This window comes from Kitasatospora sp. NPDC057223, assembly GCF_042669755.1.
Lineage (GTDB): Bacteria > Actinomycetota > Actinomycetes > Streptomycetales > Streptomycetaceae > Kitasatospora.
The window spans coordinates 1-20,908 of the sequence record NZ_JBHUWW010000008.1; the positions used below are offsets into that span (position 1 = coordinate 1).

Annotated in this window: 20 protein-coding genes; 10 read left to right on the plus strand and 10 right to left on the minus strand. The window is 74.3% G+C overall.

What is annotated here, in order from left to right:
- Positions 1–56: 56 nt before the first annotated feature.
- Positions 57–812, minus strand: a complete 756-nt coding sequence (locus ACFUK0_RS05215; protein WP_380246686.1) for a YcnI family protein — start codon at positions 810–812, stop codon at positions 57–59.
- 160 nt (positions 813–972) lie between these two features.
- On the minus strand, positions 973–1,797 hold the full coding sequence (locus ACFUK0_RS05220; RefSeq protein WP_380246687.1) for a hypothetical protein: 825 nt from the start codon (positions 1,795–1,797) through the stop codon (positions 973–975).
- A gap of 228 nt (positions 1,798–2,025) precedes the next feature.
- On the opposite strand from ACFUK0_RS05220, the gene ACFUK0_RS05225 reads away from it, so the two are divergent.
- The 6 genes from ACFUK0_RS05225 to ACFUK0_RS05250 all read left to right on the plus strand — a co-directional run bounded on the left by ACFUK0_RS05225 (position 2,026) and on the right by ACFUK0_RS05250 (position 6,907).
- A complete protein-coding gene (locus ACFUK0_RS05225) occupies positions 2,026–2,682 on the plus strand; it encodes an ATP-binding protein (RefSeq protein WP_380246688.1) in 657 nt (218 codons plus the stop codon).
- A 157-nt stretch (positions 2,683–2,839) separates the two neighbouring features.
- On the plus strand, positions 2,840–3,070 hold the full coding sequence (locus ACFUK0_RS05230; RefSeq protein WP_380246689.1) for a hypothetical protein: 231 nt from the start codon (positions 2,840–2,842) through the stop codon (positions 3,068–3,070).
- A 21-nt stretch (positions 3,071–3,091) separates the two neighbouring features.
- Positions 3,092–4,423 (plus strand): amidase, encoded by a 1,332-nt coding sequence (locus ACFUK0_RS05235; protein ID WP_380246690.1) that lies wholly within the window; start codon positions 3,092–3,094, stop codon positions 4,421–4,423.
- Positions 4,424–4,565: 142 nt separating this feature from the next.
- Positions 4,566–5,177 (plus strand): TetR/AcrR family transcriptional regulator, encoded by a 612-nt coding sequence (locus ACFUK0_RS05240; RefSeq protein ID WP_380246789.1) that lies wholly within the window; start codon positions 4,566–4,568, stop codon positions 5,175–5,177.
- Positions 5,178–5,321: 144 nt separating this feature from the next.
- On the plus strand, positions 5,322–6,281 hold the full coding sequence (locus ACFUK0_RS05245; protein WP_380246691.1) for an alpha/beta fold hydrolase: 960 nt from the start codon (positions 5,322–5,324) through the stop codon (positions 6,279–6,281).
- Entirely contained in the window at positions 6,278–6,907 is a 630-nt protein-coding gene (locus ACFUK0_RS05250) for a TIGR03086 family metal-binding protein (RefSeq protein ID WP_380246692.1), read from the plus strand. Before ACFUK0_RS05245 ends, ACFUK0_RS05250 begins: the two co-directional genes overlap by 4 nt.
- 122 nt (positions 6,908–7,029) lie before the next feature.
- Here the strand turns inward: ACFUK0_RS05250 and ACFUK0_RS05255 are convergent, their stop codons facing one another.
- Positions 7,030–7,275, minus strand: coding sequence for a DUF5302 domain-containing protein (locus ACFUK0_RS05255; protein ID WP_380246693.1), 246 nt, complete (start codon positions 7,273–7,275; stop codon positions 7,030–7,032).
- A gap of 392 nt (positions 7,276–7,667) precedes the next feature.
- On the opposite strand from ACFUK0_RS05255, the gene ACFUK0_RS05260 reads away from it, so the two are divergent.
- Positions 7,668–8,489, plus strand: coding sequence for an integrase (locus tag ACFUK0_RS05260; protein ID WP_380246694.1), 822 nt, complete (start codon positions 7,668–7,670; stop codon positions 8,487–8,489).
- Between the two features lie 49 nt (positions 8,490–8,538).
- On the opposite strand, the gene ACFUK0_RS05265 is transcribed toward ACFUK0_RS05260, so the two are convergent.
- Both ACFUK0_RS05265 and ACFUK0_RS05270 read right to left on the minus strand, forming a co-directional pair.
- Positions 8,539–9,489, minus strand: a complete 951-nt coding sequence (locus ACFUK0_RS05265) for a pirin family protein (RefSeq protein WP_380246695.1) — start codon at positions 9,487–9,489, stop codon at positions 8,539–8,541.
- A 120-nt stretch (positions 9,490–9,609) separates the two neighbouring features.
- Positions 9,610–10,116 carry an SseB family protein gene (locus tag ACFUK0_RS05270; RefSeq protein WP_380246696.1) on the minus strand — a complete coding sequence of 169 codons (507 nt, stop codon included), beginning with the start codon at positions 10,114–10,116 and terminating at the stop codon, positions 9,610–9,612.
- A gap of 264 nt (positions 10,117–10,380) precedes the next feature.
- Between ACFUK0_RS05270 and ACFUK0_RS05275 the strand changes: the two genes are divergently transcribed.
- Positions 10,381–12,210, plus strand: a complete 1,830-nt coding sequence (locus tag ACFUK0_RS05275; protein WP_380246697.1) for an acyl-CoA dehydrogenase — start codon at positions 10,381–10,383, stop codon at positions 12,208–12,210.
- 103 nt (positions 12,211–12,313) lie between these two features.
- Here the strand turns inward: ACFUK0_RS05275 and ACFUK0_RS05280 are convergent, their stop codons facing one another.
- Genes ACFUK0_RS05280 through ACFUK0_RS05290 form a run of 3 tightly spaced genes read right to left on the minus strand, consistent with a single transcriptional unit; the run spans position 12,314 to position 15,851 of the window.
- The gene (locus tag ACFUK0_RS05280; protein ID WP_380246698.1) at positions 12,314–13,561 is read right to left on the minus strand and encodes an ABC transporter permease; all 1,248 of its coding nucleotides are present in this window, start codon (positions 13,559–13,561) and stop codon (positions 12,314–12,316) included.
- Positions 13,561–14,301, minus strand: coding sequence for an ABC transporter ATP-binding protein (locus ACFUK0_RS05285; protein WP_380246790.1), 741 nt, complete (start codon positions 14,299–14,301; stop codon positions 13,561–13,563). Before ACFUK0_RS05285 ends, ACFUK0_RS05280 begins: the two co-directional genes overlap by 1 nt.
- Before the next feature lie 11 nt (positions 14,302–14,312).
- Complete coding sequence (locus ACFUK0_RS05290) at positions 14,313–15,851, minus strand: peptidoglycan-binding protein (protein WP_380246699.1); 1,539 nt, start codon at positions 15,849–15,851, stop codon at positions 14,313–14,315.
- 661 nt (positions 15,852–16,512) lie between these two features.
- Between ACFUK0_RS05290 and ACFUK0_RS05295 the strand changes: the two genes are divergently transcribed.
- The gene (locus ACFUK0_RS05295) at positions 16,513–17,808 is read left to right on the plus strand and encodes a M18 family aminopeptidase (RefSeq protein WP_380246700.1); all 1,296 of its coding nucleotides are present in this window, start codon (positions 16,513–16,515) and stop codon (positions 17,806–17,808) included.
- A 96-nt stretch (positions 17,809–17,904) separates the two neighbouring features.
- Here the strand turns inward: ACFUK0_RS05295 and ACFUK0_RS05300 are convergent, their stop codons facing one another.
- Positions 17,905–19,743 (minus strand): NHL domain-containing thioredoxin family protein, encoded by a 1,839-nt coding sequence (locus tag ACFUK0_RS05300; protein WP_380246701.1) that lies wholly within the window; start codon positions 19,741–19,743, stop codon positions 17,905–17,907.
- A 7-nt stretch (positions 19,744–19,750) separates the two neighbouring features.
- On the minus strand, positions 19,751–20,299 hold the full coding sequence (locus tag ACFUK0_RS05305) for a GNAT family N-acetyltransferase (RefSeq protein ID WP_380246702.1): 549 nt from the start codon (positions 20,297–20,299) through the stop codon (positions 19,751–19,753).
- Between the two features lie 102 nt (positions 20,300–20,401).
- Between ACFUK0_RS05305 and ACFUK0_RS05310 the strand changes: the two genes are divergently transcribed.
- Positions 20,402–20,890, plus strand: coding sequence for an LURP-one-related/scramblase family protein (locus tag ACFUK0_RS05310; protein WP_380246791.1), 489 nt, complete (start codon positions 20,402–20,404; stop codon positions 20,888–20,890).
- Positions 20,891–20,908 lie beyond the last annotated feature (18 nt).

Below are 20,908 nucleotides of genomic sequence, written 5' to 3' on the forward strand. Positions count from 1 at the left end.
GGGCGGGTGGTGCGGGTCATCAGGGAGTCCGATCGTGCGCGGGGTTCACCGGCGGGTCAGGAGGCGGCGCTGTCGCCCTTGCGGCGCAGGCCGAGGACGCCGAACCCGGCGCCGATCACGCCGACCACGATGCCGACCACGCCGAGCACGCGGGCGGTCGAGTCACTGGACTTGGCGTCCGAGGACGAGGCGGCCTGGTCCTGGGAGGAGGTCGCCTCCGGGTGGGTGGTGTGGCTGTCGGCCGCGGGCGAGGCGCCGGCCGCGGCGGGGGCCTTGGTGAGGGTGAGCACGGGCGCGGGCTTGGCCGGCTCGGGCTGGCCCGCCTTGGTCTCGTCGATCCAGCGGACGACCTCGCCGTTGTCGTAGGTCTGGAGCGCCTTGAAGGCCATCGACTCGGTGTCGGTCGGCAGCGGGCCGAGCGAGACGCGGAACTCCTGGAACTGGCCGGGGGCGATCTTCGTCCCGGCGTCGGCGGTCCAGGTGATCTTCGAGACGGCCTCGTTGACGTCGTTGCCGTGCACCTTGATCGGCTTGTCGAGCTTGGCCTTCTCGACGGTGGCGGTCCAACCGGGCAGCGGCAGGGTCCGCACGGAGGCCAGCGGGTGGTCCAGCGGGAGGTTGACCTCCAGCTTGACGGTGCTCGCCGTGTCGCTCTCGTTCGGCACCCGGAAGTCGACGGCGGTGTAGCCGCCCTGCTGGGCGTTGCCCGGCTGGACGGTGACGTGCGCGGAGGCCGGGCCGGCCAGGGCGACGACGCCGGCGGCGGCTGCGAGGACGATACCGGCGGTACGGCGGGCAGGAGTGGAACGCATGGCGGGTGGTCTCCGATCGGAGGAGGGCGGCCTGCTCACCGGGCACGGGGTGGTCCCGCACCACGGGCGGACCGCGCCGTGGGGTTGGCAGCCGGCCGTACCGCTCCATGGGTACGGCCCCGCGTGCGCGCTCCCGGTCACCTGCCGGAGGCAGGGCGGTTCAGCGCGCGAACGCCGCCGCCGGCGGACCCCGCCGGACCACACTGTGCCGCAGCGCCGCCGCCGCGGGCAGCCGGCTCGCGACCTCGTACGCGCCGTACGGGCGGGGGGCGCCGCCCGGGGTGCCCAGCAGGCCGCGCAGCAGCGAGGCGAGCAGGGCGAACGCCGTCCGCAGCGGGGCGGCCAGCTCCTGGGCGGCGGCCGCGGTGACCCGCAGCAGCCGCCAGAGCGCGGCCTCGCCGCGCCGCAGCCACCAGCCGGCCACCAGGGCGGCGGCGAGGTGGCCCGCCAGCATCGCGGGCGTCATGCCGAACAGGCCGCCCTGCCCCCAGGGCGCGGCGGCGTACGCGGCCGGGTCCAGCCCGGCGTCGCTGATCAGCTGCTCGGGGGTCGTCCCCGGGGGCAGGCCGATCAGGGTGCCGGGGTGGCTCTCGTTGCACAGCAGGCGCCCGGCCACCTGATCGACCGTCATCGGCCCCGACGCGCCGTGCCGCATGCCGGCCATGCCGGTTGCGTGCGCGACGAAGCCGTGGAAGAGGCAGTGCAGGGCGACCTGGCCGGCCCCGAGCGCCGCCGCGATGGCCGGCCCCGAACGCTCGCGCCCGCCGAGTGCCGCGGCTGCCGCGAGGACCGCCGCGAAGCCGGCCGCGAGGGCGCTCGGCGCGACGTTCCCGCCGCCTGCCAGGGCGTGCCCGGCCGCCGCTATCAGCGTGCAGACCAGGGCGAACGGCAGGGCCCGCGCCAGCCGGAGATCCCAGGCGGCCGCTCGTACCGGCGCGTCCGGTGCGGCGGCTCCCGGAAGCGGGGCGGCGGGGTGGGAAGTCATGGCCGGGCCATCATCTCATCGGGCACCCGGCGGGAAGGGGCAGGGTCGGAAATGCCTATGAGTAACCCGTTCGGCCCCGCGTGCGTGCTCTAATGCGCGCCGCTCGGCATACACCCTGACGCCAGTCCATCCGCCGGACGAGTGATGAAGGCCCTTCCGCACGGTTCGCCGCCGAAATGCCCGGAGATACCTAGGTGTATGTGGAGCCGCAGCCAGGAGGGACCTCCCGTGGACATCCGGTGGACTCTGCACCTCAAGCGCGACCCGGCCAGCGTCCCGCTGGCCCGGCGCATCCTGCTCGGAGCCATGGAGACCGCCGGCGTGGACCGCCAGCTCTCCTACGACCTCGGCATCGCCCTCACCGAGGCGTGCGCCAACGCGGTCGAACACGCGGCCGGCGGGTGTCCCGACGAGAGCTTCCAGGTCACCGCCTCGATCACCGGCGACCGGCTGCGCATCGAGGTGACGGACTCGGGCCCCGGAATCCCCGGCCTCCCCGTCGCGCCGCCCGCCCCCGCGCCGGCCAGGCCCGTGCGCCGCCCGGCCGCCCCCGCACCCACCCGCCCCGCCGCCCGGCCCCGCAGCCGCCGCGGCCGCGCCACCCTGCCGGCCGCCGTCCTCACCGCCCACCGCTCCCGCCCCGCCGCCGGCCCCGCCCCCTACGACACCCACGTGCTGCCGCCGGGCCGCCCCGCCCCCGTGCCGCGCACCGTCGATCCGGACGCCCTCCCCGACCTCTGCGCGGAGAGCGGGCGCGGCCTGTTCCTCATCCACGCCCTCGCCGACCACGTCCAGCTGCGCAACCACCCGCTGCGCGGCGCGATCGTCAGCTTCGACAAGATCCTCAAGTGGCAGGACGGTTCCCCGCTGGGGATGGCCTCCTGACGGCGCGTCGGGGGCGCCGCCGTGGCCGGGAGCCACTGCCGTCCGGGGTGCGGTCCCGGTGCGTCCCGCAACTTCCCGGACGGGACACCGCCGGGCGCCGGCCGGGTGCCCGTCCGCCCGGGTTGCCGGGCCCGAACGGCCGCCGGACGATGGGGACATGTTGCATCAGATGCGTGCCGAGTACGGGTCCGGCGGCCCCTCCGCCGGGGTGAAGACCTGGCACATGGTCCGCGCCGGTGAGGACGTCGCCATGTGCGGCCGGGAACTGGACGCCGCAGCGCCCGCCCAGGACCCGGAGGAGTGGGACCGGACGGCCGCGCTGAACTGCCACACCTGCGGCGCCGTCTTCCTGCGCGAGACGCCCTACCTGCCGACCGAGCACCAGTAGCGGCGGCCCGGGACGGGCGGCGTGAGCGCCGTGGAGCCGCCGGGCGGCCCGCTGTCGCTGACCGGTGAGTCCGCCGCGCTGCGCGCCGGAGAACCCGGTCTCGACGTCCACGTCGACCGGCTCTGCGGCCGGATCGAGCAGCTCGACCCGCTGCTGCACGCCTTCGTCCCCGAGCCGGGCCGCCACCACCGGCTGCGCGCCGAGGCCCGCGCGCTCGCCGCCCGCCACCCCGCGCCGGAGGGCCGTCCGGTGCTGTACGGCGTCGCGGTCGGCATCAAGGACATCGTCCGGGTGGACGGCCTGGCCACGCATGCCGGATCCGCCCTGCCGCCCGGCGTGCTGGCCGGTCCGCAGGCACCGCTGGTCGGCCGGCTCCGGGCCGCGGGCGCGCTGGTCGCGGGCAAGACCGTGACCGCCGAGTTCGCGATGGCGGCGCCCGGCCCGACCCGCAATCCGCACGACCCGGCGCACACCCCGGGCGGCTCCAGCAGCGGTTCGGCCGCGGCGGTGGCGGCGGGCCTGGTGCCGCTCGCGATCGGCACCCAGACCATCGGCTCGGTGATCCGCCCGGCGGCGTACTGCGGAGTGGTGGGCTTCCGCCCGACGTACGGGCGGATCCCGGTCGCCGGGGTGATCCCGAACGCGCCCAGCCTGGACACCGTCGGGTTCTTCACCGCCGACGTCGCGGGCGCCGCGCTGGCCGCGGCCGTGCTGTGCGACGACTGGCACCCGGCCGGGGCCCCGGCGGACGGGGCCGGGCCGGTGCTGGGGGTGCCCGTCGGGCCGTACCTCGACCAGGCCGGCCCGCAGGCCGCGGCCGCCTTCGCGGCGCAACTCGACACGCTGGAGCGGGCCGGGCTGGCCGTCCGCCGGGTCGAGTTGATCCCGGACTTCGACGAGGTCGTCCGCCACCTGCACACCCTCGGCGGCTTCGAGGCGGCCCGGGTGCACGCCGACTGGTTCGCCCGCTTCGGCGGCCTCTACCGGCACGAGACGGCCGCCGCCCTGCGGCACGGCCAGGGCGTCGGTGCGGACGACCACGCGGCGGCGCTGCTCGCCAGGGCGCAGTTCCGTGCGCGGATCGCCTCGGCCGCTCTCCGGGAGGGTGTCGACCTCTGGCTGGCACCGGCCGCCACCGGGCCGGCCCCGCGAGGGCTCGACAGCACGGGCGACGCGGTGATGTCGCTGCCCTGGAGCTACGCCGGGCTGCCGGCGCTGAGCCTGCCGGCCGGGTGTGCGCCGGGCGGGCTGCCGCTCGGCCTGCAGTGCGTCGGGGCGCCCGGTGCGGACGAGCGGCTGCTCGGCCTGGCGGCCGTGCTGGAGCGGGCGCTGGCGGGCGTCGGGCCCGGTTAGGCCCGCCGGCCGGGGCTAGGCTGGCACCCGTTCCCCGTCCCCGTTCCCGTCGTGACAACCGAGGTGCGCAGTGGCCCTTTCCTCCACGGACGGTTCCTCCACGGACGGACGTTCCACGGCGGGACGTCCCACCGACGGGCGGGTGCTGCGCGGCGAGGAGACCCGCCGGGCGGTGCTGCGGCGGGCGGTCGAGATCGCCTCGGTCGAGGGCCTCGGCGCGCTGTCGATCGGCCGGCTGGCCACCGACCTGGGGCTGAGCAAGAGCGGGGTGTTCGCGACCTTCGGCTCCAAGGAGGAGCTGCAGCTCGCGGCCGTCCGGGCGGCCCGGCGGATCTTCTTCGACGCCGTGATCGAGCCCGCCCGGGAGCTGGGGCCGGGGCTCGGCCGGGTGTGGGCGCTGTGCGGCGGGTGGCTGGAGTACTCGCGGGCCCGGGTGTTCCCCGGCGGGTGCTTCTTCTACGAGGTGTCGGCGGAGTTCGACGCCCGGCCCGGCCCGGTCCGCGACCTGCTCGCGGACTGCGCCCGGGAGTGGGAGGCGACCTTGCTGGAGGCGCTGGCCGGTGCCCGGGCGGTCGGCGGGCTGCCCGCCGACGCGGACCTCGACCAGTTGGCGTTCGCGTTGATCAGCTTCACCGAGACGGCCAACTCGCAGGCGCTGCTGTTCGGCGAGGAGCGCCCGTACGACCGTGCCGCGCGGGCCGTCCTGGGCCTGCTGCGGGCCGAGGCGGCCGACCCCGCGCAGCTGCCCGGCTGACCCTGGCCCTGGCCCTGGCCCTGGCCTTGGCCCGGATCCAGGTGGTCCGGGCTTCTGCCTGAGCCAATAGATGCACGAACGGTCGTGCTAATATCTCCGCAGTTCGGCCCCCGCACCCCCAGGCAGCCCGACAGGGAGAACCTCATGGACCCGGCCGTCGCCCTCCTGCGCACCACCCTGAACACCACCGCACTGCTCGCCCCCCGCGCCGCCGGGCGCGCCGCCTTCGAGCTCTTCCTGCGCCCGCTGCGACGCAGCAGGGTCCGCGGCACCGAGCGCGACGTGCACGACCGCGCGGTCACCGGGGAGCTGACCGTCAACGGCAAACGGGTCGTCGTCTACCGCTGGGGCGACGGCGCCAGGCCCGTCCTGCTGCTGCACGGCTGGCAGTCCCGGGCCTCCCGCTACGCGGCCTTCGTCCCGCGCCTGCAGGCGCTGGGCCTGAGCCCGGTCGCCTTCGACGCCCCCGGCCACGGCGACTCCGGCGGCCGGAGCACCACGATCCTGGAGTACCGCGACGTGATCCGCGCCCTCCAGGAGACGTACGGGACCTTCCACTCCGTGATCGCCCACTCCTTCGGCGTCAGCTGCGCCTACCTGGCGCTGCGCGACGGCGTACGGGCGGAGCGGCTGGTCGCCCTTGCCGGCGTCGCCGAGTTCGGCTACCTGCCGGCCGGCTTCTGCGCCCGGCTCGGCCTGAACGCCCGGATCGAGCGGGACCTGCGGCGCCGGATCGAGCACGAGTTGTTCGCCGGTACCGCGAACGTCTGGCAGCACTTCGACGCCACCCACGACCCCGCCGCCGTCACCCCGTCCACGCTGGTCGTCCACGACGAGGACGACACCGTGGTCGGCATCGGCCAGGCGCACCGCCTCAAGGCCGCGTACGGCGACCGGCTGGAGCTGATCACCACCCGGGGGCTCGGCCACCGCAGGATCCTGGCCGACCCGGCCGTGATCGACAACGCGATCGGCTTCCTGGCCGGCGACGACCTGACCGGCACCCACCTGACCGGCACCGATCTACCCGGCACCGACCTGACCGGCACCGATCTGGCTGACACCGATCTGGCCGGCACCGACCTGGAGGCCCGTACCGCATGAGCACCCACGACAACGGCGCGCCGGGCACCGCCGGCATCCGCGCCGCGCACGGCCACGCGCTCGCCCTGGCCGGGGCGGCCGTCGCCGCCGTCCGCCCGGCCGACCTCGCCCGGCCCACCCCCTGCGGGGACTGGACGCTGGCCGACCTGCTCGGCCACGTGATCGGCCGCAACCACGCGATGGCGGCGGCCGCGCTGGGCGCCGGCCCGGACCTCGCGCTCTGGGCGGACCTGCCGTGCGGCGACGATCCGGCCGCGACGCTCGCGGAGTCGGTGCTGGCGCTGGAGGCCGCCCTCGACGGGGCCGCGGCGGACGGGCGGCCGTTCTGGCTCCCGGAGATCCGCACGGACAGGCCCTTCCCGGCCGAGGTGGCGCTGTCGTTCCACTTCCTGGACACCCTGGTGCACGCCTGGGACGTGTCCGTGAGTCTCGGCCGCCCTCAGCCCTGCCCGCCCGAGCCCGCGGCCCTGCTGCTCACGGTCGCGTCCCGGGTGCCGCCCGGCCCGGACTTCCGGGGGCCCGGCCGGCAGTTCGGCGAACAGCTCGGCGCGCCGGACGGCGCCGGGCCGTTCGAACGCGCTCTCGCCCTACTGGGCCGCGACCCGCACTGGGCGCCCGCCCGCTAGCCGCCGGGCACCGGACGGCCGGCACGGGGCGGCCGAGAACGGCGCCGGCGAAACAGGGCGGCCGAGAACGGAGCGGGCGGCCCCGTCCGGAGCCGCCCGCCGCCCGCCCGTCACCCGTCGGCTCAGCCGCCGGCCTTGCGGCGGAAGTTGCGCTTGCCGCCGGCCGCGCTGTGCGCGCCGTGGATCTTGCCGTCGGCGCCGGGGCCGCCGCCCGCGCCGTCCGTCCGGACGCCCTGCTTGCGCTCCAACGCGGCGAGGAACTTCGCCTTGACGTCGTCCTGCGCGGGCGCCGGGGCCTCGGTCGCCTCCGGAGTGCCGGTGCTGTCGGTCGCCGCTACATCGCTTACATCGCTTACATCGTTGCTCATGAAGAACCTCCTGGACGGGGGTGGCGCCGGATCACGCGTTCACGCACACGATGCCACGTCCGGGAGGGTGCGGCGCCCAGTATCCGCCCCGTCCGCCCGGCTCGGGGCCCCACGGGGGCGGTGGCGGGTCAGCGGGTGTGCTCGGCCTCGTCGGGGAAGCGAGGTCCGCCGATGAGGAAGAGCAGGGCCGCGGTGGGGAAGCCGATGGCGGCGGCGACGACGACGATGAACTGCCAGACCATCAGAACGCTCCTCGTGTAGTCCCGGGTGCTCCCGGTTGTCCGTTCGATATAAGACAGTATGTCCGGGATTGTGGTACTGCCATCGGACATCCTCGGCGGATCGCCGCAGGGGTCTGTGCACCGCGCCCGCCCGGCGGCCACACTGTCGGGATGCAGGTACAGCTCGCAGGGGAAGCGCAGCAGCCCGGCCGGGAGAGCGAGGACTTCGCCGCCGCCTCCCCGGAGGCCCTGGTACTGCTCGACGGGTCGAGTTCGCCGGACGGGATGGAGTCCGGCTGTCGCCACGGCACCGCGTGGTACGTGCGCCGGCTCGGCGTCCACCTGCTGGCCCGGATGACCGACCGCACCGACCGCTCGATCGCCGAGTGCCTGGCCGACGCCATCGCCGAGACCGCCGCGCTGCACGGCGGGCGCTGCGACCTCGGCCACCACAACACGCCCGCCGCGATGGTGGTGGCCGCCCGCCGCCACGGCAGCGCACTGGAGTACCTGGTGCTGGGCGACTCGCTGCTGGTGCTCCAGCCGCACGACGGGCCGCCCCGGGTGATCGGCGGCAACCAGGGCTTTCCGGCGGGCGAGGAGCTGCGCCGGCGGATCTGGGCGACCGTGCCGGGCTCGGCCGAGCGCGCGGAGCTGCACCAGCGGTACGCGCTCGCCGTCCGCGCCGCCCGCAACACCGGCAACGGGCCGTGGATCGCGGCCGCCTCGCCGAGGGCCGCCGAGCACGCCGAGACCGGCTTCGCGCCGCTGGCCGGGCTGTCCGCCGTCGCCGCGCTGTCGGACGGCGCCTCGCGCTACACCGAGCGGTTCGGGCTCGGCAGCTGGTCGGATGCGCTGCGCCTGCTCGCCGAATCCGGCCCGGCGGAGCTGATCGCCCAGGTCAGGGCGGTGGAGCGGGCCGACCACCGGTGCGAGCGCTGGCCGCGCGGCAAGGCCTACGACGACGCCTCGGCCCTGTACGCCCGGATCTGATCGTCAGATCCGGGCGTACCGGGCCGAGGCTGCCGCCGCTCGCCGTCCGTCAGTCGACGGGGTGGCCGAACGAGCCGGACTGGAAGTCCCGCATCGCCTGCTCCAGCTCGCGGTGGCTGTTCATCACGAACGGTCCGTACCAGGCGACCGGCTCCCGGATCGGCTGCCCGCCCAGGATGATCACGTCCAGGTTGGGGTGCCGGGAGTCCTGCCGGGCGTCGGCGGAGATGGTGAGGGTGTCGCCCTCGCCGAACACCGTCGCCTGGCCGGTGTGCACCGGGCGGCGCTCGGCGCCGACGGTGCCGTCACCGTTCAGGACGTACGCGAGGGCGTTGAAGTCGCGCCGCCACGGGATGGTGACCTGCGCGCCGGGGGTGACGGTCGCGTGCAGCAGGGTGATCGGGGTGTGGGTGGCACCGGGGCCCTGGTGGCCGTCCAGCTCGCCGGCGATCAGGCGCAGGATCGCGCCGCCGTCGGAGGTGGAGAGCAGCTTCACGTGCCCGCCGTGGATGTCCTGGTAGCGCGGGGCGGTCATCTTGTCGGCGGACGGGAGGTTCACCCAGAGCTGGATGCCGTGGAAGAGGCCGCCGGTGGCGACCAGCGACTCCGGCGGGGTCTCGATGTGCAGGATGCCGGAGCCGGCCGTCATCCACTGGGTGTCGCCGCCGCCGAGGTGGCCGCCGCCGCCGTGCGAGTCCTTGTGGATGAACTCGCCGTCGATCAGGTAGGTGACGGTCTCGAAGCCGCGGTGCGGGTGCCAGGGCGTGCCCTTGGGCTCGCCGACGCCGTACTCCACCTCGCCCATCTGGTCCATCATGATGAACGGGTCGAGCTGCTTGGTGTTGATCTTGGCGAAGGCCCGGCGGACGGGGAATCCCTCGCCCTCGAAGCCCTCGGGGGCGGTGGCCACCTGGAGGACCGGCCGCGGCGTCGTGACGGCGGGGTCGGGGGTGGTGACGCGCGGGAGGGTCAGCGGGTTGTCGACGGTCACGGCGGGCATGTCGGCCTCCTTCGGGAGTCTTTGGCCTACGCCCCAAAGAATAGTTCAACTCTCAACCACAAGCAAGTTGAAAGTTGAACCAATTGGGCGGAGGTCCGCTCCGAGCCTCCCCGGGCGGGATCAGCCGTACATCCGCCGCATGGTGAAGTCCACCATCTGCTCCACGGCCTTCGCGTCGAACACCATCCGGTGCTCGCCCTCCATGTCCAGCGCGAAGCCGTACCCCGTCGGCAGCAGGTCCAGCACCTCGGCGCCGCTCACGCTGAAGTGCTTGGAGTCCTTGCCGGCGTACCGGCGCAGCTCCTTCAGTGAGCTGAACATCGGGATCACCGGGGTCGGGGTGTTGTGCAGCGCGAGGAAACCGGGGCGGTCGCCGCGCGGGCAGTGCACCTTGGAGGTGATGAAGATCGCCTGGAAGTCCTCCACCGCCATCGAGCCCGTGGTGAAGGCCCGGACCGCGTCCGCCAGCGAGGGCGGCGAGGGCTCCGGGTACAGGGACTGCTGCGGCGCGGCCTGCGGCTGCTCGCCGTACGGGCCGGGGCCGGGCATGCCGTTCATTCCCGGCTGCGGCCCCGCCTGCTGCTGGTAGGGGTCGCCCGGATATGCGGTCTGGTCATAGCCGTACACACGGACAGGCTAGCGGGAGCGCGCACCCCTGTGCGGCGGTCGATCCTGACAGGAGTACCGGCTCCCGGTTGTGGGAGGTTGCCACGGCCCGGGCCGGACGGCACGGTGCCGCGACGTGACAACGTTCATAACCGATTTCCCTACTGATTCCCCGCGAAGGGCTTGAACAAGTTACCGCTGGGTAGCATCATGATGTCTACTGGTGGGTAAGTGGGGTGCCCGGCGCGGCGAACCCCCGGAAGCGACGAACCGGAGAAAACGGCCATGGGTCACTACAAGTCCAACCTGCGGGACGTGGAGTTCAACCTCTTCGAGGTGTTCGGCCGCGACCAGGTGTACGGCACCGGTCCGTTCGCCGACATGGACGTCGAGACCGCGAAGAACATCCTCAGCGAGATCGCACGCCTCGCCGAGAACGATCTCGCCGCGTCCTTCACCGACACCGACCGCAACCCGCCGGTCTTCGACCCCGAGACCAACACCGCGCCGATCCCGGCCGCGTTCAAGAAGAGCTACCAGACCTTCATGGACGCCGAGTGGTGGCGCCTGGGCATCCCGGAGGCCATCGGCGGCCAGGTCACCCCGAACTCGCTGATCTGGGCGTTCGCCGAGCAGATCCTCGGCTCGAACCCGGCCGTCTGGATGTACTCCTCCGGCCCGGCCTTCGCCGGCGTCGTCCACGAGGAGGGCACCGAGGAGCAGTCCAAGGTCGCCCAGCTCATGGTCGACAAGCAGTGGGGCGCCACCATGGTGCTGACCGAGCCCGACGCGGGCTCCGACGTCGGCGCCGGCCGCACCAAGGCGATCAAGCAGGAGGACGGCTCCTGGCACATCGAGGGTGTGAAGCGCTTCATCACCTCGGGCGAGCACGACATGTCCGAGAACATCATCCACCTGGTGCTGGCCCGCCCCGAGGGCGGCAAGCCGGGCACCAAGGGCCTGGGCCTCTACATCGTCCCGAAGTACGACTTCGACTGGGAGAGCGGCGAGCTCGGCGAGCGCAACGGCGTCTACGCCACCAACGTCGAGCACAAGATGGGCCTCAAGGCCTCGAACACCTGCGAGATGACCTTCGGCGCCAAGCACCCGGCCAAGGGCTGGCTGCTCGGCGAGAGCGTCGACGGCATCCGCCAGATGTTCAAGATCATCGAGTTCGCCCGGATGATGGTCGGCACGAAGGCCATCGCCACCCTCTCCACCGGCTACCTGAACGCGCTGGAGTACGCCAAGGAGCGCGTGCAGGGCGCCGACATCTCCAACTTCCTGGACAAGGCCGCCCCCCGGGTCACCATCACCAACCACCCGGACGTCCGCCGCTCGCTGATGACCCAGAAGGCGTACGCCGAGGGCATGCGCGCGCTCGTCCTGCTCACCGCCTCCACCCAGGACGACGTCCTCGCGGCCCGCCTGCGCGGCGAGCACGACGAGGCCGCCGAGCGCCTCAACGACCTGCTGCTGCCGATCGTCAAGGGCTACGGCTCGGAGAAGTCCTACGAGCAGCTCGCGCAGTCCCTGCAGACCTTCGGCGGCTCCGGCTACCTGCAGGAGTACCCGATCGAGCAGTACATCCGGGACGCCAAGATCGACACCCTCTACGAGGGCACCACCGCGATCCAGGGCCTGGACTTCTTCTTCCGCAAGATCGTCAAGGACGGCGGCCAGGCGCTCACCGCCGTCTCCGAGCAGATCCAGAAGTTCCTCGGCGCGGCCGAGGGCGGCGACGCCCTCGCCACCGAGCGCGAGCTGCTCGCCAAGGCCGCCGGCGACCTGGAGGCCATCGTCGGCAAGATGCTGGCCGACCTCTCCTCGGTCGAGCAGGACGTCCGGAACATGTACAAGGTGGGCCTCAACAGCACCCGCCTGCTGATGGTCTCCGGCGACGTCGTGATCGGCTGGCTGCTGCTGCGCCAGGCCACCGTCGCGCTCGCCAAGCTGGAGGCCGGGGCCTCGGAGAAGGACGTCGCCTTCTACCAGGGCAAGGTCGCCGCCGCCCGCTTCTTCGCCCGCAACATCCTGCCGACGATCACCCCGCAGCGGCTGATCGCCGAGGGCGTCGACAACGAGATCATGGACCTGGCGGAGGAGGCGTTCTGACGCCGCCCGCTCCGATGACCGCCTGACCCACCCTCAGCACCAGGGGGCCCGCCACTTCGGCGGGCCCCTTCGTGCTGTCCGGCGCCGGGGCGGGCGGCTCGGCTCAGCCGCTGCGCAGGGCCTTCAGCGGGTCCGTACGGGCGGCCCGCAGGGCCGGGTAGAGGCCCGCCAGCAGCCCGACCGCACTGCCGATCAGCGGGGCGGGCAGGGTGGCCGCGGGCTGGAGCACCGCCGTCCAGTCCCGGGCGGCGGCCACCGCCAGCACGGTGAGCACGCCCAGGCCGGTGCCGACCAGGCCGCCGAGGGTGCCCAGTGCGGTCGACTCGGTGAGGAACTGCCCGGCGATGTGCCTGGTCCGGGCGCCGAGGGCGCGGCGCAGGCCGATCTCCTCGGTGCGCTCCAGCACCGCCACCAGGGTCGTGTTGGCGATCCCGACGGCGCCCACCAGCAGGCAGATCGCGGCCAGCGCGAGGAACAGCCCGGTCAGGTCGGACGTCACGCCGTCCTGGAGGCCGCGCGGGTCCGGCGGCGGGACGACGGTGAAGGCGCCGGGCGCGTCCGGGCGCAGCGCGAGCGGCAGCTGCTCGGCGACCACCGGCGCCGCGCCGACCCGGGTGGCGACCAGCGCCTGGGCACCCGTGTCGCCGCCGGCCGGCGGGTTGCCGAAGCGGTCCAGCGCGGTCGAGGCCGGGATGATCACGCCGAGCAGCGCGCCCGGCCGCCGCCGGACGTCCGAGTAGATCCCGACGACCGTGTACGGGATGCCGCCGATGAAGATCGCCGGCTGCGCGTCGAGCCTGGTCACCCCGAGCCGCCTCGCGGCGGCCGCACTGAGCAGCGCCACCGGTTGCCGGGACGTCTGCACGTACGGGTCGAAGGTGACCCCGGCCGCGAGGGTGGGCTCCATGGCCGCCACGGCGCCCGGGGTGGCGGCCAGCAGGGTCAGGCCCTGGCCGGCGTCCGGGCCGCCCGGGGTGCTCGTCATCGCCGGGCTGCCCGGGACGGTCCACCAGACGCCGCCGGCCGCCACCCCGTCGATCCGGGCCAGCCGGCTGTCGGTGTCCTCGGGGAAGTCCGTCGGCGGATCGGTGCCCGGCGGCAGTCCGTCGGCGGACGGGTGCTCGCCGGCCGTCACCGTGGTCGCCCTCGTCAGGCTGAACTGCGCGCCGATCTGCCCGGAGGCGGTGGCGGTCAGTCCGAGGACGGCGACGAACGCGCCGATCCCGAGCACCGTGCCGAGCATCGTCAGCGCCGAGCGGCCCGGCCGCTGCAGGGTGCCCGACATCGCCTCGGCGAACAGGTCGCGCGGGCCCAGCCGGGAGGCGGGCCCCTGCACCGCGCTGCGGGCCATCAGCCGCCCACCGCAGGTGTCGTGAGCTCCGACAGGCGGCCGTCGCTGATCCGTACCGAGCGCCGGGCGTGCTCCGCGACCGCCGGGTCGTGGGTGATCACCACCAGCGTGTGGCCCCGCGCGTGCAGTTCCTCGAACTGGGCGAGCACGGCGGTCGCGTTGGCCGAGTCCAGGTTGCCGGTCGGCTCGTCGCAGAGCAGCAGGCTCGGCCGGTTGACCAGGGCGCGGGCGATCGCCACCCGCTGGCGCTCACCGCCGGACAGCGTGCCCGGCAGGGCCTGCGTCCGGTGCGCCAGGCCGACCTGGTGCAGGGCCTCCCGGGCGGCCGCCCGGCGGCGGGCGCGCGGGGTGCGGTTGTAGACCTGGGCGAGCAGGACGTTCTCCTCGGCGGTGCGGTGCGCCAGCAGGTGGAAGGACTGGAAGACGAAGCCGATCCGGCGCCCGCGCAGGGTGGAGCGGTCCCGGTCGCCGAGCCGGGCGGTGTCGATGCCGTCCAGCTCGTAGCTGCCGGTGGTGGGGGTGTCGAGCAGGCCCAGCAGGTGCAGCAGGGTGGACTTCCCGGAGCCGGACGGTCCGGTCACCGCCACGTACTCGCCCCGGCGGATCACCAGGTCGGACGGGTGCAGGGCGGTCACCGGAGGCGGGCCGGGGAAGCTCCGGCCGACGCCCGTCAGGGCGATCACCGGCGGGGCGGGCTCGGGCGGTCCGTCCGCGCTGCCGGCGGGGTTGCCGGTGGGCATCGGGGTGCCGGTCACTTCCCGACCACCACCTGGTCACCGGCCTTCAGCGCGCCGGCGTCGTCCGGCGTCACGGCGACGAGGCCGCGGTCGGTGGCGCCCGTCGTCACGGCCACCGTGCTGCGCTGCCCGGCGGCGTCGGCCTTGGTGACCGACGTCCGGCCCGCCGAGGTGGTGAACACGGCCGCGACCGGCACGCTCAGCACGGGCGTGGTGGAGGAGCCGGTGAGCACCGCGATCCGGACGTTCTGCCCGTTCATGGCGGCCGGCAGCGGTGTGGCGGGGGTGATGGCCAGCGGGACGTACAGCGCCCCGCCCTGGCCGGCGCCCGGCCCCGACGCGCCGCCCTGACCGAGGCCCTGCCCGCCGCCGGAGCCGCTGCCGCCCGCGCCGGCCGGGGTGCTTCCGGCGGCGCCGCCGATCGGGATCACCCGTCCGGCCGGGGCGACGGTGGTCGGCGTGCCCAGCGCCGCCACCGTGCCGGTGAGCGTGGTGTTGCTGGTCTCCGAGAAGATCTGCACGGCCATCCCGGCCCGCACCGCGGCGGCCTGGGCCTGCGTCGGCTGTGCGGTCAGCGAGAGCCCGCCGCTGGTCAGGGTGAGCAGCGGGCCCGAAGCCGGCGCTCCCACAGCGCCGTTCACGGCGGTGACGGTAGCCGGAAAGACCGGCAGGAAGACCACGTGGGCGGCGGGCACCATCGGGCCGTTCAGCGCTGCGGCCTTCGCCAGTGCGGTCTTCGCCGCGCTCAACTCCTTTCGGGCTGAGGTGAGTTGCTGGTCGATGCCGAGCCCGCCGGTGCCGCCCGTGGCGGTCCCGGTGCCTGCTCCGGCGGTGGGGCCGGCGGTCGGGGCGGTGCCCGGGGCGGGCGTCGTCGGGGCTTCGGCGGCGGCCTTCTTCTGGGCGGTCAGGGCGTCCACGCTCTGCTGGGCGGTGTCGACGGCCTTCTTCGCCGTGTCCACCGCCTGCTGGGTCGCGGCGCCGGTGGTGGGCACCGGTTGGCCGAGCCGGCCGTAGAAGTCCGACACGGCCTGGGCGGTGCCGGTGCCGAACGCCCCCTTCTCGTCGGAGTGGACCGAGAGGCCCAACGCCACCAGCGCGTCCTGCAGTTCGGTCACGTCGGGGCCGGTGGCGCCCGGCTTCAGGTCGCGGTAGGCGGGCACGGCGCCGGACAGTGCGAACAGCGGCTGGCCGGACACCTCGGCGAGCAGCCGGCCCGGCGCGACCTCGTCGCCCACCTGCACGTTCAGCGCGGACACGTACAGCTGGGTCACCTCCGCCGACGCCGGGGTCGCGGTCACGTTGTACTGGGTCGGCGGGTAGACCGTGCCGCGCACCACCACCGAGGGGGTCAGCACCTGCATCGTCGCGGCCGCCGTGAGCACCGTGTTCGGCGGGGGCGCCGTCTGCGCGACCCGCTCGGCCGGCGACCTGATCAGCGAGGACGCCGCCAGCCCGCCGACCGAGACCAGGGTCGCGACCGCGGCGACGGCCAGCAGGACGCGCTGCCTGCGGACCGTCCGGGACAGCCCCTCCGGTCCCTGTAGCTCCTGCACCGGCCCGTCCAGCCGGACGTCACCCGTCCCCACCGTGCCCGTCCCCACCGTGCCCGCGCCCTCGTGCCCGCGCCCGAACAATCCGCTCGCCCCCAAGCCGTCCGAATCTTCCGTACCTGCTGTGCTGCTGCCCGGCCGTCAGCCCCCGGCGCCTGCCGTGCCCTCCGCGCCCGCCGGGCCGGTCGTGGCGATCTGCGCGCTGCCCGCCCGCTGCTCCGAGGGCTGGAACCACGGCCGGTCGGCGACGGCCGCCGCGGCTCCGGGCAGCTGTGGCCCCTGGCCTGCCTGCGGGCGGTCCCGGCGGCGCCCCGTACGGGCCGCCGCCCTGATCCTTGCCGCAACTCGGCCATAAGAACAGGCAGTTACGAGGGGAATTCGCAGCCGTTCCGGTGACCTTCCGTGGGCACACGGAACCGCTCCGTACAGGCCTCCGGTGGGCGCGCGGCCATCGACCGGTGGTCAGCTCCGGCCAGGCCGGGGCGGGTTGGGCGAACGCGGGCGCGAGTGCCGTCCACGGCGCCGGTACGGGTGTTTTCACGGCGCGGTCCGCGTTCTGTATCCGTTCCCGGGATCCGCCTGTCATGTCCGTGTACGGGCATATGCTCAAGGTGCGAAGCCGCCTCCCCAACCGGTTTCGACCCTCCCTCGACCCAGGAGCAGCATGTCGACCGCCGCCCGCCAGGCCTTCTTCGACCGGACGCACACCGATGACCTGATCGCGTTCCTCGGCACCTCACCGTCGCCCTACCACGCGGTGGCGAGCGCCGCCGCGCGGCTGGAGAAGGCCGGCTTCCGTCAGGTGTCCGAGACGGACGCCTGGGACGGTGCGACCGGGGGGCGGTACGTCATCCGGGGCGGCGCGCTGATCGCCTGGTACGTGCCGGAGAACGCGGGCCCGCAGACGTCGTTCCGGGTGGTCGGCACCCACACCGACTCGCCGAACCTCCGGGTCAAGCCGCTGCCGGACACCGCCGCGGCCGGCTGGCGGCAGGTGGCGGTGGAGATCTACGGCGGCGTCCCGCTGAACACCTGGCTCGACCGCGACCTCGGGCTCTCCGGGCGCCTGGCCCTGCGGGACGGCAGCACCCGGCTCGTCCAGATCGACGAGCCGCTGCTGCGCGTGCCGCAGCTGGCGATCCACCTCGACCGCCAGGTCAACGACGGCCTCAAGCTGGACAAGCAGCGCCACCTCACGCCGATCTGGGGCCTCGGCGCGATCGACGAGGGTTCGCTGATCGAGTACGTCGCGGAGCGTGCCGGCGTCCCCGCCTCGGACATCGTCGGCTGGGACCTGATGACCCACGACGTCCAGCCGCCCGCCTACCTGGGCCGGGACCGCGAGCTGCTGGCCGGCCCGCGGCTGGACAACCTGCTGTCCGTGCACGCCGCCACCGCCGCGCTGGCCGCCATCGCCGGCGCCGACCTGCCGTACATCCCGGTGCTGGCCGCCTTCGACCACGAGGAGACCGGGAGCGAGTCGGACACCGGCGCCCAGGGCCCGCTGCTCGGCAACGTGCTGGAGCGCAGCGTTTACGCCCGCGGCGGCACGCCGGAGGACCGCGCCCGCGCACTGGCCGGCACGGTCTGCCTCTCCTCCGACATGGGCCACGCCGTCCACCCGAACTACAGCGAGCGGCACGAGCCGGGCCACCACCCGCTGCCCAACGGCGGGCCGATCCTGAAGGTCAACGTCAACAACCGGTACGCGACGGACGGCGTGGGCCGGGCGGTCTTCACCGCCGCCTGCGAGCGGGCCGGTGTGCCCTGGCAGGCCTTCGTCTCCAACAACGCGATGCCCTGCGGTACGACGATCGGCCCGATCACGGCGGCCCGGCTCGGCATCACCACCGTGGACTGCGGCATCGCCGCGCTGTCGATGCACTCGGCCCGCGAGCTGTGCGGCGCCGACGACCCGTACCTGCTGGCCAGCGCGATCAAGGCCTTCCTGGAGGGCTGACCGGACAGCCGGACAACCGGACATCCGGGAAACCGGGAAACCGGAAAAGGGGCCCGGGAGCACCTGCTCCCGGGCCCCTCCGCGCTCCCTGCCCGGCTACTCGTCCATGCCCGCCAGCACGAGCGGCAGCCGACGCGCACCACCCGGCGTGAGCTTCACCGGCACGCCCCAGTCCTGCTGGTGCACGTGGCAGGCCGGGTACTCGATCTCCGGGTCGTCGTCGCAGGAGGCGGCCATCGCGGAGACGTGCAGGACGCCTTCGGTGACCTCCTCGGACAGCACCAGTTCGCGGTTCAGCGCCGAGTCGGCGCCCGCACCGGAGAGCAGCAGCTCCGGCGGGGTGGAGCTGACCAGCAGCCGGGTGGACGGGCCGTAGCGCTCGTCCAGCTTCTGCCCGGCCGGTGCGGAGAACACCACGTCGAGCTGGAACACGCCCGGCGCGACCTCGGTCGCCGCGCGCTGCGTGCGGTGCGCGACCGACTCGACCCGGACGGCCTCCTCGGGCAGCCGGAGCCTGGTCAGCCGGTGCCTGGCGGACTCGACGACCACGATGTCCCCGTCCACCAGGACGGCGCCCGAGGGCTCCCGCAGGTCGGTGGCCAGCGTGGTCACCTCGCCGCTCGCACCCTCCTCGGCCGGCGGGGTGAAGCGGCGCAGCGCGTGGTTGTACGTGTCGGCGATCGCGACCGATCCGTCGGGCAGCACCGTCACCCCGAGCGGGTGCTGGAGCAGGGCCTGGGCGGCCTCGCCGTCCCGGTGCCCGAAGTCGAAGAGGCCGGAGCCGACGGCCGTGTGCACGGTCTTTGTTTCACGTGAAACCCACCGGACGGCGGAGGTCTCCGAGTCGGCCACCCAGAGCCGCTCGCCGTCCGCGGAGACGGCCAGCCCGGACGGCTGCGCGAACCAGGCCTCCGCCACCGGCCCGTCCACCAGGCCCTCGTTGGTGGTGCCGGCCGCCACGCCCACCGTGCCCGCCGCCGGGTCGAACGCCCAGAGCTGGTGCACTCCGGCCATCGCGATCCAGACCCGGCCGTCGAACCAGGCCACGTCCCAGGGCGAGGACAGGTCGACCTCGCGGGCCGGGCCGTCGGTCGCCGACCCCTGCCACCACTGCTTTCCGGTGCCCGCGAGGGTGCGCACCTCGCCGTCCGCGAGCCGGACGCCGCGCAGCGCGTGGTTCACCGTGTCGGCGACCACCACGTCGTACCCGAGCTCCAGGCCCTCCGGCACCAGCGCGAGGCCCTGCGGCTCGCTGAACCGGGGGGTGAGGCCGTCCACCAGCCCGCGCTCGCCGTCCCCGATCCGGCGGACCACGCGCTCGCCGTCCTCGGCCAGCTCGACCAGCGAGTGGTGCCCGGAGTCCGCGACCAGGAAGTTCCCGTTCGGCAGCCGCAGCACCTTGCCGGGGAACTTCAGGTCCCCCGCGACCGGCTCCGCCGGCACGTACGGGCTGTCGCCGCGCCGCAGCGTCCCCTTCGCCTCGTGCTCGGCCTCCAGCTCCTCCACCAGCCGCGCGATGGCGTGCGCGTGCCCCTCGCCGGCGTGCTGCGCGACCACGTACCCCTCGGGGTCGATCACCACCAGCGTCGGCCAGGCCCGCACCGCGTACTGCTTCCACGTCACCAGCGCCGGATCGTCCAGCACCGGGTGGTGCACCTCGTACCGGGCCACCGCGTCGACCACCGCCCGGTGGTCGGCCTCGTGCACGAACTTGGGGGAGTGCACGCCGACGATCACCACGGTGTCGCGGTGCTTCTCCTCCAGCTCGCGCAGCTCGTCCAGGACATGCAGACAGTTGATGCAGCAGAAGGTCCAGAAGTCCGCGATGACGATCTTCCCGCGGAAGTCCGCGAGGACGAGATCCTTGCCACCGGTGTTCAGCCAACCGCCTGCCCCGACCAGCTCGGGGGCGCGTACACGTGCACGAGATGCCATACCCCCATCAAACCGCACCACCACTGTCCGCATTCCGGGCACTCCCCGCCTGTGGCGCACCGGACAGCTGCCAGCGGGTCTCGCCGTCCTGCTGCTCGGTGGTGGGGGTGAGGCCGGCGGCGCGGGCGACGGCGGCGGAGGCGTGGTGGTCGGGGTGGATGTGGGCGGTGACGGTGTGCACGCCCTGGCCGGTCAGCCAGTCGGTCAGGGCGCGGGCGGCCTCGGCGGCGAGGCCGCGGCCCTGCCAGGGGGTGCCGATCACCCAGGCGATCTCGGCGGTGCCCGGGGCGGCGGTCGCCTGGAGGTAGCCGGCGGCCCGGCCGTCGGCGCGCAGCCGGACGATCCAGTTGCACCACGAGACGTCCGGGTCGGGGGAGCCCGCGGTCTGCCGCCGGTAGCGGGCGCGCAGGGCGTCGGGGGTGGCCGGCTCGCCTCCGGTGAAGTGGTGCAGGGCGGGGTCGGCCAGGACGGCGGCCATCTCCTCGGCGTCCTCGACGCGCAGGGGCAGCAGGTCGAGGCGTGCGGTGCGGATGGCGGCGGCGGAGACGGGTCGCATACGGGCATTCAACCCGTCCCGCGCGGGTGCTGGGCACCGGGGCCGGGATCGGGTCGAATGGGTGCCGACGCGGGGCACACCGGCGAGTACTCGGGAGACGGCATGAGGTATCTGGTCAGGGAGCGGCTGTTCACGATCGGTGACGACTACTGGATCGAGGACGAGGACGGCCGCAAGGCGTTCCTGGTGGACGGGAAGGTGCTGCGGCTGCGGGACACCTTCGAGCTGAAGGACGCGGCCGGCCAGGTGGTGGCCGTGATCAAGGAGAAGGCGTTCACCGTCCGCGACGCGATGAAGATCGAGAACGCGGACGGGGACACGGTCGCGACCGTCCGGGAGAAGCTGTTCACGCCGTTCCGTGACAAGTACCTGGTGGAGCTGGCCGACGGTGGCGAGCTGAAGATCCACGGGGACCTGATCGGCAAGGACTACCGGGTCGAGAACCAGGACGGCGACGAGATCGCGCGGATCTCCCGCAAGTGGTTCCGGATCCGCGACACCTACGGGGTGGACATCGCGGCCGGCGCCGACGTCGGCCTGCTGCTGGCGGTCACCGCCTGCGTCGACCACCTCACGGACGAGGAGGACTGAGGCCGCCCGGCGGCCGTG